Annotated in this window: 14 protein-coding genes and 1 tRNA gene; 8 read left to right on the forward strand and 7 right to left on the reverse strand. The window is 61.0% G+C overall.

Features of this window, described 5'->3' with window-relative positions; all coding sequences use genetic code 11:
• The first annotated feature begins 76 nt into the window (after positions 1-76).
• The 7 genes from OU694_RS05520 (at position 77) to OU694_RS05550 (ending at position 7,137) form a co-directional block, all read left to right on the forward strand.
• Positions 77-865: an MlaE family ABC transporter permease gene (locus OU694_RS05520; protein ID WP_308909983.1), complete on the forward strand. Its 789-nt coding sequence runs from the start codon at positions 77-79 to the stop codon at positions 863-865.
• Positions 862-1,638 (forward strand): ABC transporter ATP-binding protein, encoded by a 777-nt coding sequence (locus OU694_RS05525; protein WP_308909984.1) that lies wholly within the window; start codon positions 862-864, stop codon positions 1,636-1,638. The genes OU694_RS05520 and OU694_RS05525 overlap by 4 nt, the downstream gene beginning before the upstream one ends.
• Before the next feature lies 1 nt (position 1,639).
• The gene (gene radA / locus OU694_RS05530; protein WP_308909985.1) at positions 1,640-3,013 is read left to right on the forward strand and encodes a DNA repair protein RadA; all 1,374 of its coding nucleotides are present in this window, start codon (positions 1,640-1,642) and stop codon (positions 3,011-3,013) included.
• A 23-nt stretch (positions 3,014-3,036) separates the two neighbouring features.
• Positions 3,037-3,711: a CvpA family protein gene (locus OU694_RS05535; RefSeq protein ID WP_308909986.1), complete on the forward strand. Its 675-nt coding sequence runs from the start codon at positions 3,037-3,039 to the stop codon at positions 3,709-3,711.
• A gap of 114 nt (positions 3,712-3,825) precedes the next feature.
• Positions 3,826-5,340 (forward strand): amidophosphoribosyltransferase, encoded by a 1,515-nt coding sequence (gene purF / locus OU694_RS05540; protein WP_308909987.1) that lies wholly within the window; start codon positions 3,826-3,828, stop codon positions 5,338-5,340.
• 5 nt (positions 5,341-5,345) lie between these two features.
• Entirely contained in the window at positions 5,346-6,083 is a 738-nt protein-coding gene (locus OU694_RS05545; RefSeq protein ID WP_308909988.1) for an SDR family NAD(P)-dependent oxidoreductase, read from the forward strand.
• A gap of 85 nt (positions 6,084-6,168) precedes the next feature.
• Positions 6,169-7,137: an endonuclease/exonuclease/phosphatase family protein gene (locus tag OU694_RS05550; RefSeq protein ID WP_308909989.1), complete on the forward strand. Its 969-nt coding sequence runs from the start codon at positions 6,169-6,171 to the stop codon at positions 7,135-7,137.
• Here the strand turns inward: OU694_RS05550 and meaB are convergent.
• Genes meaB through OU694_RS05570 form a run of 4 tightly spaced genes read right to left on the reverse strand, consistent with a single transcriptional unit; the run spans position 7,134 to position 12,966 of the window.
• Positions 7,134-8,123 carry a methylmalonyl Co-A mutase-associated GTPase MeaB gene (gene meaB, locus OU694_RS05555; protein WP_308909990.1) on the reverse strand — a complete coding sequence of 330 codons (990 nt, stop codon included), beginning with the start codon at positions 8,121-8,123 and terminating at the stop codon, positions 7,134-7,136. The two genes, OU694_RS05550 and meaB, sit on opposite strands and share 4 nt — an antisense overlap.
• A complete protein-coding gene (scpA, locus tag OU694_RS05560; RefSeq protein ID WP_308909991.1) occupies positions 8,120-10,270 on the reverse strand; it encodes a methylmalonyl-CoA mutase in 2,151 nt (716 codons plus the stop codon). The genes meaB and scpA overlap by 4 nt, the downstream gene beginning before the upstream one ends.
• Positions 10,267-12,105 (reverse strand): methylmalonyl-CoA mutase family protein, encoded by a 1,839-nt coding sequence (locus OU694_RS05565; RefSeq protein ID WP_308909992.1) that lies wholly within the window; start codon positions 12,103-12,105, stop codon positions 10,267-10,269. The genes scpA and OU694_RS05565 overlap by 4 nt, the downstream gene beginning before the upstream one ends.
• A gap of 48 nt (positions 12,106-12,153) precedes the next feature.
• Entirely contained in the window at positions 12,154-12,966 is an 813-nt protein-coding gene (locus OU694_RS05570) for a sulfite exporter TauE/SafE family protein (protein WP_308909993.1), read from the reverse strand.
• A gap of 238 nt (positions 12,967-13,204) precedes the next feature.
• On the opposite strand from OU694_RS05570, the gene OU694_RS05575 reads away from it, so the two are divergent.
• Entirely contained in the window at positions 13,205-13,774 is a 570-nt protein-coding gene (locus OU694_RS05575; RefSeq protein WP_308909994.1) for a hypothetical protein, read from the forward strand.
• 62 nt (positions 13,775-13,836) lie between these two features.
• Here OU694_RS05575 and OU694_RS05580 read toward each other — a convergent pair.
• The 3 genes from OU694_RS05580 to OU694_RS05590 form a co-directional block, all read right to left on the reverse strand.
• Positions 13,837-13,913: transfer RNA gene (locus OU694_RS05580), tRNA-Pro, on the reverse strand.
• Between the two features lie 121 nt (positions 13,914-14,034).
• Positions 14,035-14,619 carry a MerR family transcriptional regulator gene (locus tag OU694_RS05585; protein WP_308909995.1) on the reverse strand — a complete coding sequence of 195 codons (585 nt, stop codon included), beginning with the start codon at positions 14,617-14,619 and terminating at the stop codon, positions 14,035-14,037.
• Entirely contained in the window at positions 14,616-14,906 is a 291-nt protein-coding gene (locus tag OU694_RS05590) for an integration host factor subunit alpha (protein ID WP_289502495.1), read from the reverse strand. The genes OU694_RS05585 and OU694_RS05590 overlap by 4 nt, the downstream gene beginning before the upstream one ends.
• Between the last annotated feature and the right edge of the window lie 36 nt (positions 14,907-14,942).

A 14,942-nucleotide genomic window follows, 5' to 3' on the forward strand; every position in this document is an offset into this window, starting at 1 on the left:
TCAATCGCCCTCTTTCCTTTTAAGGACGCAGACGATAAACAGGACTGACCGGAACAAACTGGAAACATTGGCTCGTATGCGTCCCTTCAATCCCTTTGCTGCCATCGGCCGGATGGTACTTGGCACTCTGGCCGAGCTCGGGCGACTGTCCCTTTTTGCGGGGCAAGCGCTGGGCGGCCTTGTCAACCCGCCGATCTACTGGCGGCTGATCCTGCAGCAGATGTGGGTGATCGGCTATAACAGCCTGCCCGTTATCGGCCTCACGGCCCTTTTCACCGGCGCAGCGCTTGCCCAGCAGATTTATGTGGGTGGCAGCCGGTTCAACGCCGAAAGCGTGGTGCCGGGCGTGGTGGTGATCGCCATCGTGCGCGAGCTTGGCCCCGTGCTTGGCGGCCTGATGGTGGCAGGCCGTGTTTCCAGCGCCATGGCGGCCGAGCTTGGCACCATGCGGGTGACCGAGCAGATCGACGCGCTGACAACGCTTTCGACCGACCCTTTCAAATATCTGATCGTGCCGCGCCTTGTGGCGGCCGTCGTCACCCTGCCGATGCTGGTGCTGATCGCCAATATCATCGGTGTGCTTGGTGGCTATATCATCGGCACCGGGCGGCTTGGCCTCAACCCCGGCACCTATCTGCAGGTCACGGTCGATTTCCTCGAAAAGTCGGACGTCTATTCCTCGCTCGTCAAGGCTGCTGTCTTCGGCTTTTTCATTGCGCTGATGGGCAGCTATCACGGCTACTTCAGCCGCGGCGGCGCGCAAGGTGTGGGCAAGGCAACCACGAACGCGGTCGTATCGGCCTTCATCGCCATCCTGCTGTCAAACCTCATCATCACCGTCATCGTGTTCGGAGGCCGGGGATGAGCGGGCTGGATAAAATCGTCCTCAAGGACGTTCACAAAAGTTTCGGCCCGAAAACTGTCCTCAAGAGCATCAATCTCGCTGTGCCTGCCGGCCAGTCACTTGTTGTGATCGGCGGCTCTGGCACCGGCAAGTCGGTGATGCTGAAATCGGTGCTTGGACTGATCAAGCCGGACGCTGGCGAAATCATGATCGACGGCGAGAATGTGCTGACCATGTCGCGCAGCGAACGTCGTGAGGTCCTCACCCGTTTCGGCATGTTGTTCCAGGGGGCGGCCCTTTTCGACAGCCTGCCCGTCTGGGAAAACGTCGCCTTCGGCCTCATTCAGGGCAAGGGTATGGACCGCAAGGAGGCGCAGGATATCGCCATCGAGAAACTGCGTCGTGTGGGCCTTTCGCCGGATGTCGGTAACCTGTCGCCGTCTGAGCTTTCAGGCGGCATGCAGAAGCGCGTGGGGCTTGCCCGCGCCATTGCAGCCGAACCCGAGATCATCTTCTTCGATGAGCCGACAACCGGCCTTGACCCCATCATGGCGGACGTCATCAACGACCTGATCGTTGAGTGCGTGAAGGACCTTGGCGCCACCACCATTTCGATCACCCACGACATGGCATCCGCCCGCAAGATCGCTGATCGCATCGCGATGATCTATCATGGTGAAATCATCTGGGAAGGAACGCGCGACGAGATCGACAGGTCAGGCAACGATTATGTGGACCAGTTCATCCATGGTCGCGCACATGGGCCGATCCAGATGGAAGTGCTGAAACCCTGAGATGGCAAAAGCACAAAAAACATTCGCCTGTAATGCCTGCGGCGCGGTCTATACCCGCTGGCAGGGCAAGTGCGACGCCTGCAACGAGTGGAATACGATCGAGGAACAAGGCGCTGTTGTTTCCGGTGCGCCCAAGGGCCTTTCCGCCCAGAAGGGTCGGCGGGTCGATCTTGTGTCCCTCGATACGCCGCCCGAAAGCCAGCCGCGCCTTCTGACCGGCCTTGCCGAGCTTGACCGGGCCCTTGGTGGTGGCTTTGTAGCGGGCAGCGCAATCCTGATCGGCGGTGATCCCGGCATCGGCAAGTCAACGATCCTATTGCAGGCCATGGCTGCGCTCGCGAAGGCCGGGCATGAATGCATCTATTTCTCGGGCGAGGAAGCGACCGCGCAGGTGCAAATGCGCGCCGCCCGCCTCGGTCTTTCGGGTGCCCCCCTCAAGCTTGGTTGCGAGACGAGCCTGCGCGATATCCTGACCACGCTTGATGAGGCCGTTCCGCCGAAAGTAGTAGTGATCGATTCGATCCAGACGCTTTTCGCCGACCATGTGGACAGCGCCCCCGGCACCGTCACACAGGTGCGCATCTGCGCCCACGAGCTGATCTCCTATGCCAAGCGGCGTGGCACGGTCGTTATTCTTGTCGGGCACGTTACCAAGGACGGCCAGATCGCCGGCCCCCGCGTGCTGGAGCATATGGTCGATACCGTTCTTTATTTCGAAGGCGACCGCGGCCATCAGTTCCGCATCCTGCGTGCTGTCAAAAACCGCTTCGGTGGCACCGACGAAATCGGCGTGTTTGAAATGACCGGTGAAGGTCTTACCGAAGTCAGTAACCCCTCTGCCCTGTTCCTTGCCGACCATAAGGCACGCGAGCCCGGCAGCGCGGTGTTTGCAGGCATCGAGGGGTCGCGCCCCGTGCTTGTGGAAATCCAGGCGCTTGTGGCGCGCTCGAGTGCGGCGAACCCGCGCCGGGCTGTTGTTGGCTGGGATTCGGGGCGCCTCGCCATGGTGCTTGCCGTGCTGGACGCCCGCGTCGGGCTCGGCCTCGCCGGGTGTGATGTTTACCTGAACGTGGCGGGTGGACTGAAGATCAACGAACCGGCGGCGGACCTCGCGGTTGCGGCGGCGCTCATGTCGAGCCTCGCGCAGATCCCGCTGCCCGACCAGACCGTGGTATTTGGCGAGATTGCGCTTTCTGGCGATATCCGCGCGGTAGCCCAGACGGATGCCCGCCTCAAGGAAGCCGCCAAGCTTGGTTTCGCCGAAGCCCTTGGCCCTGCCCAGAAAAAGAATGCTTCAAGCGCCCTTCCCCTCAAGGCGCTCGACCGCGTCGGTGACCTTGCGGCACTCTTTTTTCCTGATGCATTGGCCTCGTGACAATCCCGGAGTATTATCGCGCCATGGATCTCGCCCAACTTACAGCTTTTGATATCGGTGTCCTGCTTCTGGTGGGGCTTTCAACCATTCTGGCCTTCGGGCGCGGCTTCGCGACCGTGGCGCTTTCGTTTGCCGCATGGGCCGGTGCGGGTTTCGTCACCTTCTTCGGTTTTCCGCTCGCCAAACCCTATGGACGTGATATCGTGAGCCCACCGGAGCTTGCCGATCTCGTCACGCTTCTGGTGATCTTTGCGCTAGCACTTTTCATTCTGCGTTATGTTGCCGAATTCGTCGGTCGCGCCGTGAAGGACAGCCCCATCGGCTTTCTGGATCGCTCGCTTGGCGCGCTTTTCGGTTTCCTGCGCGGGGTCGTGATTATCTCCGTTGCCTATCTCGCCATTTCGAAGCTCTATCCCGGCAAGGAAAGCCCGCCGTGGGTGAGCCACGCCCAGCTGCAGCCGCTTGTGGCGTGGGGCGCAGAAATGGTGGAAGGCTTTGCAGCCGAAGCAATCGGCGAAGATCCGCGGGCCGTGGGCGATGCCTATCTTGAAAAGGCCTCACGCTCGGCCACCAGCCAGTTCATCAACGAGGCGCTGAAGGAAAAAGCAGCGTCTTACGACGACAAGGCACGCGATCGGCTGGACGACCTGATCGATACGGTGGAGGAAGACCTGCCACCGCCTGAGCCCGAGAAATAGGCTCCGGCGCATTGCCGGCAGCAGGCAATCGCGATTTTAATCTAGGCAGAACCAGTTTCGCGCTATATACGGTGCGGGACTTTCGAGTACCGACTGGATAAGGGACACCGCTCCATGGCTCAGACGACCAACCCGCGCGAGACCAACCCCTTTGCCGACGTCACCACGAACCCGTTCGATGATGACAAACTGAGGGAAGAGTGCGGCGTTTTCGGTATCTTTGGCACACCTGACGCCTCCGCCCACTGCGCGCTCGGGCTCCACGCCCTACAGCACCGCGGACAGGAAGCCGCCGGCATCACCTCCTACGGAACCGATCAGGGTTTTCACTCGAAAAAAGTGCTCGGCCATGTCGCCGACAATTTTACCAGCCAGGATGTGATTGACAGCCTGCCCGGCCATGTTGCCATCGGCCATGTGCGCTACTCGACGACCGGCGGCACGGGCCTCATGAATGTGCAGCCGCTGTTCGCAGAGTTTGCCTCGGGCGGTTTTGCGGTCGCCCACAACGGCAACCTGACGAACGCCACCCATCTGCGGAAAAGCCTCGTTCGTCGCGGCGCGATCTTCCAGTCGACCTCCGACACCGAAGTCATCCTGCATCTGATTGCGAAAAGCCATTTCCGCACCCTGATGGACCGCTTCGTGGATGCCCTCAACCAGATTGAAGGCGCCTATTCGCTCGTGACCGTCGCCCGTGAAGGCATGATTGGTGTGCGCGACCCGCTCGGTGTCCGCCCGCTTGTCCTTGGTAAACTCGACAAGGCCTGGATCATGTGCTCGGAAACCTGTGCGCTTGATATCATTGGCGCCGAGTTCGTGCGCGATGTGGAGCCGGGCGAAGTTGTCGTGATCACCGAAGAAGGCCTCACCAGCCTGAAGCCGCTGAAGCAGGAAAATGCCCGCCCGTGTATTTTCGAGCATGTCTATTTCGCCCGCCCCGACAGCTTCATGGACGGCATGAGCGTTTATGAAGTGCGGAAACGCATCGGCGCCGAACTCGCCCGCGAGAACAGCGGCAAGGTGACAGCGGATCTCGTGATCCCGGTACCGGACTCGGGCGTGCCTGCCGCCATCGGCTATGCGCAGGAATCGGGTATTCCGTTCGAGCTTGGCATCATCCGCAACCATTATGTCGGCCGGACCTTCATCGAACCTTCCGACCAGATTCGCCACTTCGGGGTGAAGCTGAAGCACAATGCCAACCGCTGGCACATCAAGGGCAAGCGCATCATTCTGGTGGACGATTCCATCGTGCGTGGCACCACCAGCCTGAAGATCGTGAACATGATGCGGGAGGCCGGCGCCACCGAAGTGCATATGTGCATCGCTTCCCCGCCGACAGCTCACAGCTGCTTCTATGGTGTGGATACGCCCGAACGTTCGAAGCTGCTGGCCGCGCGCATGGATATCGAAGGCATGTGCAAGCATATCAATGCCGACAGCCTGACCTTCCTGACGATTGACGGCCTGTACCGCGCCGTAAACCGCCCCGAAGGCCGTGTCAAATCGTGCCCGGCTTTCTGCGACGCCTGCTTCACCGGCGATTATCCGACCTTCCTGACCGACCAGTCGGAAGCGGAAGCCGGCGACAGCCAGCTTGAACTCATCGCCTCAACCGGACGCTGATACCCATGACCAAGCCTCTTGACGGCCGCCTCGCCCTTGTGACCGGCGCTTCCCGCGGTATTGGCCGCGCTGTTGCCCTTGCCCTTGCTGAAGCCGGTGCCGATGTGATCATCACCGCGCGTGCTCGCAGCCAGAGCTCGCTTGAGGATGTGGACGACCAGATCCGCGCCATGGGCCGCAACTGCACCATCGTGCCGATGGACCTGAAGGACCATGACAGTATCGATCGGCTGGGTGCTGCCATCTATGAGCGCTGGGGCAAGCTCGATATCCTTGTCGGCAACGCCGGTGTCCTGGGCACCATCAGCCCGCTTGGCCATATTTCGGTGAAGGATTTCGCCGAACTGATGGATGTGAATGTGACGGCCAACTGGCGCCTCATCCGTTCGATGGACCCGCTTCTGAAGCGTTCCGATGCCGGTCGGGCAATCTTCGTTACCTCTGGCGCCGCATCCAAGAACCGCGCCTATTGGGGCGGCTATGCCGCAACCAAAGCTGCGCTTGAAAGCCTCGCGCTCACCTACGCCGCCGAGTGCGAGATCACGCCTATCAAGGTCAATCTCATAGACCCCGGCCCCATCGGCACCGCCATGCGCGCCAAGGCCGTACCGGGCGAGGACGCATCGACCCTGCCGAAGCCGGCCGATATCGCACCGCTTTTTGTCGAGCTCGCCTCGCCTGCCTGCACCAAGCACGGCGAAAAGGTCAGCTTCTATGATTGGGCAGGCCTGAAGCGCGACTGATCATCTCCCGCAAGGATTGTAATACAGCTGCCCTGAAAGCGTGATATTCTACCCCGGGTTCATTCGAACCTGAGGGGGAAGGATCATGCATCACGGGGATATTTCGCCGGAAATCGCCGCGGCCATCCGCATCCTGCGCGACCGGATGGATGACCAGAAGGTGAAGATTCCGCCTTCGGCGCTCGACGAATCGCTCAATCTCGCCACCTGGAATATCCGCGAGTTCGGCAACAGCCCGCGGAGCGACAAGGCGATCCACCTGATCGCCGAAATCCTGTCGCAGTTCGATCTGATCGCCATCACCGAGCTTCGGGACAATCTCGCCGATTTCAAACGCGTGCTTGATATCCTCGGTCCCTACTGGAAAGTCGTTTATTCCGATTTCCGGTCGGATGGTGCCGGCAATGATGAGCGGATCGCCTTTCTTTATGACAAGCGCATGGTGGTGTTCACAGGCCTTGCCGCCGAAGCCAATCCACCCCGCGCGCGGCCCGCGCCTGGCGCGCCTTACGAATATATGCATGATGACTGGTGGCGCAGCCCCTATATGGCTTCGTTCCGCGCTGGCAATTTCGATTTCATCGTGATGGCAGCGCATATGCGCTGGGGCGACAGCGTGGCAGAGCGCGCCGAAGCGCTTGGCCATCTGGCTGACTGGGTTCAGGCCCGTCGCACGCATCCCTTTGTGTCGGACAAGGACATCATCCTGCTTGGTGATTTCAACATCCCGTCCAAGGGCAGCAGCACCTACAAGCAGCTGACCAAACACGGGCTCAAGGCGCCGGCGAGCCTGATGAAGGCTATTGGCACCAACCTGTCGCAGCGTAATTGCTACGACCAGATCATGATTGATCCCACGAACGACAGCCGCTTCACCGGCAAGGGCGGTGCGCTCGATTTCTTCAAGGGGGATCACACGCCGCTTTTCCCGGAACTGACGCAGGAGGCTTTCACCTTTCAGCTATCCGATCACCTGCCCCTATGGATACAGGTGGATGTCTGGATCGAGGATGAACAGATCAATTCGGTGCTGCTGGGTGCCGGTGGCGGCTAATCATTCTTGTGATACAGCGCCATCAGGCGGCGGACGGCGGCGGAGACGGTGGTGCGGCCGCCCTTGAGTTCGACCTCAATGCCCTTAAGGGCAGCTGAAACCCCTTCGTGATGGTAAAAGTCCGCCAGCAGCCGGTCGGCAATCTGCGCTTTCAACCAAGCCAGGCGTTGCTTCTCGCGCCGGGCTTGCCGCTCGCCATTCTCGGTCATCAGCCGCCGGTGTTTTTCGACCTGCGCCCAAAGGTCACTCAAGCCGTCGCCTTTGAGGCCAGAGCAAGCCACCACCGGCGGATGCCAGCTGGGGCTGATGTCAGTGAGGATATGCAGCGCCGATTTGTAATGGCGCATGGCATCGGTGATCTTGTCGGGGAAGGCATCGGCCTTGTTGATGGCGATCATGTCGGCAAGCTCGAGGATGCCTTTCTTGATCCCCTGCAGGTCGTCCCCCGCCCCCGGCAGCATCAGCACGAGGAAAAAGTCGACCATGTCGGCCACCATCGTCTCCGACTGCCCGGTGCCGACGGTTTCCACAAGCACGACGTCATAGCCCGCCGCTTCCATCACCACGATGGTTTCGCGCGTCGCCCGTGCGACGCCGCCAAGCACACCTGAGGAAGGGCTTGGCCTTATGAAGGCATTCTCATCCCGCGACAGGGCTTCCATCCGGGTCTTGTCGCCAAGGATCGAACCACCTGTGCGACCGCTGGACGGGTCGACCGCCAGCACGGCGACCTTGTGCCCGGCCCCGGTGAGCATGGTGCCGAGGGCTTCGATGAAGGTCGACTTGCCGACCCCCGGCACGCCGGAGATACCCACACGTTGGGCGCCGCCTGCGAACGGCAAAAGTTTATGGAGCAGCTCCTGTGCTTGCTGCTGGTGGGCTTCATTACGGCTTTCGATCAGCGTGATGGCTCGCCCGATAGCAGCACGTTCGCCGGCGCGGACACCGGCGAACAGGGCTTCGATATCGGGCCGGGCGCCGCTCACGCCGCGAGGCTGTAGCCAAGCCGGGCGCCGAGCTTTTCAAGAAGCTCCACGGCGCTATCGGCGATCACGGTGCCCGGCGGGAAGATGGCTTCAGCGCCAGCCTTCCTCAGCGCGTCATAATCCTGCGGCGGGATCACACCGCCCGCGACGATCATGATGTCTTCCCGGCCAAGGTCCTTGAGCGCGGCCTTGAGCGCTGGCACGAGGGTCAGGTGCCCGGCCGCGAGCGACGAGGCACCGACGATATGAACGTCGTTTTCCACGGCCTGCCGGGCCGCTTCCTCGGGTGTCTGGAACAGCGGGCCGATATCCACGTCAAAGCCGAGGTCAGCAAAGGCCGAGGCGATGACCTTCTGGCCGCGGTCGTGGCCGTCCTGCCCCATCTTGGCGATCAGGATACGCGGCCGGCGGCCATCGGCCTTCTCGAACGCGTCGACAAGCTTCAGCACCTTTTGAACCTTTTCCGTCGTCAAGCCGACTTCCTTGCCATAAACGCCAGTCACGGCGCGGATTTCCGCCTTGTGACGGCCATAGACCTTCTCAAGCGCCGTGGTGATTTCACCGACCGTTGCCTTGACGCGGGCGGCTTCGACCGACAGCGCCAGAAGGTTGCCGGTGCCAGTTTCAGCGGCCTTGGTGAGGGCGTCAAGGGTGCGCGCCACATCACCGTCATTCCGCTCGGCCCGCAGTCGTTCAAGCTTGGCGATCTGGGCGGCCCGCACCGCGCTGTTATCGACTTTGAGGACGTCGATTTCCTCGGCCTCATCGAGCCGGTATTTGTTCACGCCCACAACCGTCTGGCGGCCGCTATCGATCCGCGCCTGCGTGCGCGCGGCGGCGTCTTCGATCCGAAGCTTCGGAATGCCGGCCTCGATAGCCTTGGCCATGCCGCCTTCGCGCTCCACCTCCTGGATATGGCCCCAGGCGCGGGCGGCGAGGTCGGCGGTCAGGCGCTCGACATAATAGCTGCCCCCCCACGGATCGATCACCCGGTTGGTGCCGACTTCCTGCTGGATGAAAAGCTGGGTGTTGCGGGCGATCCGCGCCGAGAAGTCGGTCGGCAGTGCCAGTGCTTCATCCAGCGCGTTCGTGTGCAGGCTTTGGGTGTGGCCATGGGCCGCCGCCATTGCCTCGATGCAGGTGCGGCTGACGTTATTGAACACATCCTGCGCGGTCAGCGACCAGCCGGAGGTCTGGCAATGGGTGCGGAGGGACAGGGACTTCGGGCTTTTCGGATTGAAGTCCTTCACGAGCTTCGCCCAGATCATCCGGGCGGCGCGCATCTTGGCGACTTCCATGAAATAGTTCATGCCGATGGCCCAGAAGAAGGAAAGACGCGGCGCGAAGGCATCGACATCAAGCCCCGCTTCAACCCCTGCCCGCAGATATTCCACGCCGTCAGCCAGCGTATAGGCAAGCTCCAGATCCGCCGTCGCGCCGGCTTCCTGCATGTGATAGCCGGAAATCGAGATCGAGTTGAACTTGGGCATGTTCGTGGATGTATAGGCGAAAATGTCGCTGATGATCCGCATCGAGGGTGCGGGCGGGAAGATATAGGTGTTGCGGACCATGAATTCCTTCAGGATATCGTTCTGGATGGTTCCTGAAAGCTTGTCCGCACTCACGCCCTGCTCTTCCGCCGCCACGATATAAAGCGCCATCACGGGCAGCACCGCGCCGTTCATGGTCATCGAGACAGACATCTGGTCCAAGGGGATACGGTCAAAGAGCGTGCGCATGTCATAGATGCTGTCGATCGCCACACCAGCCATGCCCACATCACCCATCACGCGCGGATGGTCGCTGTCGTACCCCCGGTGGGTGGCGAGATCGAACGCGACAGAAAGCCCCTTCTGGCCAGCTGCGAGGTTGCGGCGGTAGAAGGCGTTGCTGTCCTCGGCGGTCGAGAATCCCGCATACTGGCGCACCGTCCACGGCTGGTTCACATACATGGTGGGGTAAGGCCCGCGCAGGAAGGGTGCCGCCCCCGGCCATGTATCGAGGAAATCTAGGCCTTTGATGTCTGCGGCCGTATAATGCGGCTTCACATCGATGCCTTCAGGCGTGGCCCACGCCTCGCCGCCCTTGGGCGCGGTGGCCTTTACCGGTGCGTAGGCGAGCTTGGTGAAATCGGGAATGCGGCTCATGCTGCCTCTCCCTCGTAAAAGCGGCTGAGTGACGCGATCACGTCGCAGCCCATGAAAATGAATTCGCTAACCCCGTGGGCCGCAAGATTATCAGCATTCGCCGGACGCCCGGCGATGATGACGCGCGCCGCACCCGCATCTTTCAAGGCCTGCACGGCAGCAAGGCCTTCCTCCTCGTACCGTGCATCGCTGCCACAAAGGACGGCGACTTTCGCGCCCGATTGGCGGAAGCCTTCGGCCAGATCATCACTTTCAGCTACATGGGCCGTCACGCCGCCCGCCTCGAAGAAATTCCGGGCGAAGGTGACGCGCGCTGTGTACTCCGCCACGCTGCCGAGGGTGGCGAGATAAACGGCTGGCCGAGTGCCGGTTTCATCCAGCATGGCGTCGGACAGAAGCCGCAGGCGTTCGAAATCTTCCGCATAGCGGTGGAAGCCGAAGGGATGCGCAACCTCAACCGCAGGCCGCGCGGGCTGCGCGCCCACCGGGATTACGCCAAAGCCTTCAAGCGGCTTTTCGTCGATATTCGGGAATTCGCTGACGCCGGTGACCGGCTCCTTGCGGGTGGCAAGCTTCGCGCGGCGGGACTGCCAGACGGCGACGCAGTCTTCAGCGATAAGCCCTGCCCGCACGGCAGCAACGGCGCCGCCTGCGGCTTCTATCTTCTGGAAATAGTCCCATGCCTCGCGGGCAAGTTCGGCCGTGATTGTCTCGAACGACCAAGCCCCGGCGGCAGGATCATCCACGACGGCGGCGTTGCTTTCTTCCTGCAGGATCACCTGCACATTGCGGGCGATGCGGCGCGCGAAGGCGCTGGGCAGGCCGAGCATCGTATCGTGCGGCATCAGGCATACGCTATCCGCCCCGCCGATGCCTGCCGCGAAGCCCGCCGCCGTGGCGCGCAGGATATTCACCCACGGATCCTTGATGGTCATCGACCGCAGGCTGAGCACACCGGTGAGCTTCACCGGGGTGTCAGTCACATCCATCGCTTCCTGCACGCGCGCCCACAGGCGGCGGGCGGCGCGGAACTTGGCGACACTCATCATCATGTCGGGATCGGTCGCGAGCACAAAGGAAAGCTGCGTCACGGCCTTCGAGAGCGGCACACCGGCGGCTTCCATGGCGCGGAGATAGGCAAGCCCGGCCGAGAGCATGTAGCCGAGCTCCATCGGTGCCGCGCCGCCGGCCGTTTGCACGATGCCGGCATCCACCATGAAGGCACTGAGGCCCGGCTGGGTATCGGTGACCCGCGCCGCGATGGCGGCACCATCCGTGATGGCCGCTTCAAGCTTCTGCGGCAGACGCCCTGTTTGCGCCAGCACACCCAAGGGATCGATCCCGAGCGTGCCACGCACACTGCCTTGCGCATGCCCGCGCGCGGCGACAAGGCCAAGGAAGGCTTCCGATGCCAGCGCGAAATCTTCGCCCGGCAGCAAGGTGACGGGGGCGAGATCCAGATACACGCCCTTCAGCGCTTCTCCCAGATGCTCTATCGCAATGCCGGGCGTGCCGCCAGCGGCGAGCTTTAGCACGATGCCGGTGGCGCCGCGCTCGAGATCCTCGATGATCGCAGCATTCGTGGCGGCGGCGTCCGGGTTCCAGTGCGGGGTATCGATGCCCCACGCGCCGTTGCGGCCAGCAGGTTGCGGCTCCACGCTCGCGTTATCGGCGGCATAAAGCGGCTGCAGGGTCAGGCCCTCCAGCGTCTCGGCGAGCATCACCTTGTCGTAAGGCTTGCCTTTCAGGACGCCATCGACCATGGCGCGCCAGGCCGCCCTGTCGACCTTCTTGAAAGCATCACCCAGCATGAAAGTATCGGTCTTCTGAACCATGACCCGTCCCTTTTTCAGGTTTCTTGTGTCAAGCGTGGCACTTGCCACTTATAGCACGGCACTGAGCATCCGGCAGGTGGCAAGCACCAGAAACAGCCCGAAGATGATGCTCAGCACCTGTTTTGGCAGCTTGTGGGCGAGCTTTGCCCCCAAGGGTGCCGTGATAACGGAAGCGACAGCCATCAGGCCTGCCGCTGGCAGATAAACGAAACCGACCGTGCCCGCAGGCATGCCGGTGATGCCTGACCCGGCGGTCAGATAGCCGATACCGCCGGCCAAGCTGATGACGAGCCCCGCGAGCGACGACGTGCCAACCGCGCGCCAGATGGGCATGCCATGAATGGTAAGGAAAGGCACGGAAAAGCTGCCGCCGCCGATCCCCATCACGGCTGAAAAGAAGCCGATGACAGCGGGGCCGATGAAACGCCCGAGGCCGGTGGGCAGGCCGCCCTTCACCCGGAACCTATCAAGCGGCAGGATCATCTTCAGTGCCAGAAGGGCCGCAAGGCCCGCAAAGATGAACACCAGTTCCCGCGTTTTAAGGGTTTCGGCAAACTTGCTGCCGATGAAGGCCATGATGGCAAGCACCCACCACCAGTCCTTCACCACGGCCCAATCCACGCCGCCCTTCCTGTGATGGGCATAAACACTGGACATATTGGTGGCGACGATGATCACAAGCGAGGTGGCGACCGCCATATGCATGTGCCACGCATCCGGCACGCCGATCACGCCAAGGGCAATGAACAGGGGTGGAATGGTCACAATACCACCGCCCACACCCAAAAGGCCGGCGATGAGGCCCGCGAGCATCCCGGCGCCAAACAGCCCGGCCATCAATGGAAGGATATCCGGCGTCAACCCCGCGTCCCCTCATGACACAATTATTGCGGCGCAGCATGGGGGGATAAGGCGCCAAGGTCAAGCGCGGATAGGACCAATTATTGATGCAACTACCTAAAAACAAAAAGGACCGGCTCATTTCTGAACAAGCCAAACGCATCTTTAGTGTATCTTTTGAACTCTTCTCGGCTTTGAAGCTCGCTATGGCTCGTGATGTGGCCGTCTGCGTCAATTTTCGGAACTTCAGAGGAAGAAAATGGCTAAAAATCTCATAAGATTATCTGCGTCTTTGATTGTGGCTTTGATTTTGTATGGCCTGTCTCACAGTCCTGCGGACACCAGAGAAAACCTATCGAATTTGGCTGGGTGGTATTCAGAAGCATTTCCAGAGCACAATCCACCTGCATTTCTAACAAATCCTAGTACTGACATTATCTTAGGTGTAGTTTTCCTATTATGTTTCCTATACCTCATAGCCCCATTCCTCCTGCCAAAATCGCAAGAGAAGAGTTCTGTTGTCGATAGAGATCGGTTCAAAGCCATCACTGTTTGCAGAGAAAATTTTGTCCACATGCGGTCACGCATGTTCTCGGTCGACCTTCAGAAATTCATATACAAAGACGCAGAACGAGCATTCACAAAATTGCGGCTGGAGGCGGTCGAAGCAATGGAACAAGCAAACTTCCGTGCAGAGAATGTATCGGGGCTGAGAGCACTTGGAACCATTCCTGCTGCACCGAAAGATAGCCCTCAGCACATAGCTAATATGTGCCAAGTGGCCTATGAGAAAATCGACCGAGCCATTGATGACGAAAAGCGTCATTGAACATATTGGCGTATTCTTGAAAGACAAAGGGGTTAGCTGAAAATCAGCTAACCCCTTCTTGTTGGTCGGGAAGACAGGATTCGAACCTGCGACCCCTACACCCCCAGCGTAGTGCTCTACCAGGCTGAGCTACTTCCCGTCCGAGAAAATTGCCTCATCAGCGGGGTGTGGGCGGCGCGGACTATAGCGGCGGCAAACCGGGTCTGCAACAGCGCAATTCGTGTTTGGGCGAAGTTTTTTGCCGGTGCCGGAAAAGGCGGTTAGCCAAGCGTGTTGCGCAGGCGGCGGAGCTCGGCCAGCAGTTCGCCGAGGCGGCGTTTCACCTGCGCGCGGTCGGCGCCACGCGGCAATTGCACCACGGTTGCGGGGGCGGCTTGCGGGGCGGCTGCCACGGGGCGCACGGGCGGCTGCGGGGGTTGTGGTGCACTCGCCACAGCGGCAGGCGCAGCGGGCGAGGCCTTTTCCTCCACGCCGGTGGTGCCGTCCTCATCGGGATCGAGTGGCAGGTCGTCATCCTGCAGCGTCTGCTGCACGGTGGCCTTCACGCCCTGTTCCTTGAACAGCTTCTGCACACCGCGGATGGTATAACCGTCCGAATGCAGCAGTTTCTTGATAGCAAAGAGGAGAGTGACGTCTTCAGGACGGTAGTAGCGGCGGTTGCCACCGCGTTTCAGCGGGCGAATCTGCGAGAATTTGCTTTCCCAGAAACGGAGCACATGCTGGGGCAGGTCCATTTCTTCGGCGACTTCCGAAATGGTCCGGAAGGCTTCACGAGCCTTGCCACCCCGCCCTCGCAGGTCTCCGTCGTCCACTTGCACCACCTTACTCGTCGTCGGTTCGATCAATCGTTGATCCGGTCTTTCATGACCTGGCTCGGCCGGAAAACCAGCACCCGGCGCGGATCAATCGGCACTTCATCGCCGGTTTTGGGGTTGCGACCCATGCGGCCGTTTTTCTGGCGGACGAGGAAGCTGCCAAAAGACGAGATTTTCACATTCTCGCCGTCAACCAGGCAGTCGGAAATCTCGCCGAGAACCGCTTCCACAAGGGCGGCGGATTCGTTGCGCGACAGGCCCACTTCTTCGTAAACCGCTTCCGTCAGGTCGGCGCGGGTCAGCGTCTTGTGGCTCATGGCGATCCCTTTCGCTATCAGCACTGGCAAACAAGG

Source organism: Pseudokordiimonas caeni, assembly GCF_026719705.1.
GTDB classification, from domain to species: Bacteria; Pseudomonadota; Alphaproteobacteria; order Sphingomonadales; family Kordiimonadaceae; genus Gimibacter; species Gimibacter caeni.

What these genes read in the sequence shown, in the direction of transcription:
- scpA (WP_308909991.1), bottom strand. Translation starts at nt 10,270, where the DNA reads ATGAGCCGCATTCCCGATTTCACCAAGCTCGCCTACGCACCGGTAAAG.
- OU694_RS05590 (WP_289502495.1), bottom strand. Translation starts at nt 14,906, where the DNA reads ATGAGCCACAAGACGCTGACCCGCGCCGACCTGACGGAAGCGGTTTAC.
- OU694_RS05525 (WP_308909984.1), top strand. Translation starts at nt 862, where the DNA reads ATGAGCGGGCTGGATAAAATCGTCCTCAAGGACGTTCACAAAAGTTTC.
- OU694_RS05565 (WP_308909992.1), bottom strand. Translation starts at nt 12,105, where the DNA reads ATGGTTCAGAAGACCGATACTTTCATGCTGGGTGATGCTTTCAAGAAG.
- OU694_RS05550 (WP_308909989.1), top strand. Translation starts at nt 6,169, where the DNA reads ATGCATCACGGGGATATTTCGCCGGAAATCGCCGCGGCCATCCGCATC.
- OU694_RS05575 (WP_308909994.1), top strand. Translation starts at nt 13,205, where the DNA reads ATGGCTAAAAATCTCATAAGATTATCTGCGTCTTTGATTGTGGCTTTG.
- purF (WP_308909987.1), top strand. Translation starts at nt 3,826, where the DNA reads ATGGCTCAGACGACCAACCCGCGCGAGACCAACCCCTTTGCCGACGTC.
- OU694_RS05545 (WP_308909988.1), top strand. Translation starts at nt 5,346, where the DNA reads ATGACCAAGCCTCTTGACGGCCGCCTCGCCCTTGTGACCGGCGCTTCC.
- OU694_RS05520 (WP_308909983.1), top strand. Translation starts at nt 77, where the DNA reads ATGCGTCCCTTCAATCCCTTTGCTGCCATCGGCCGGATGGTACTTGGC.
- OU694_RS05535 (WP_308909986.1), top strand. Translation starts at nt 3,037, where the DNA reads ATGGATCTCGCCCAACTTACAGCTTTTGATATCGGTGTCCTGCTTCTG.
- radA (WP_308909985.1), top strand. Translation starts at nt 1,640, where the DNA reads ATGGCAAAAGCACAAAAAACATTCGCCTGTAATGCCTGCGGCGCGGTC.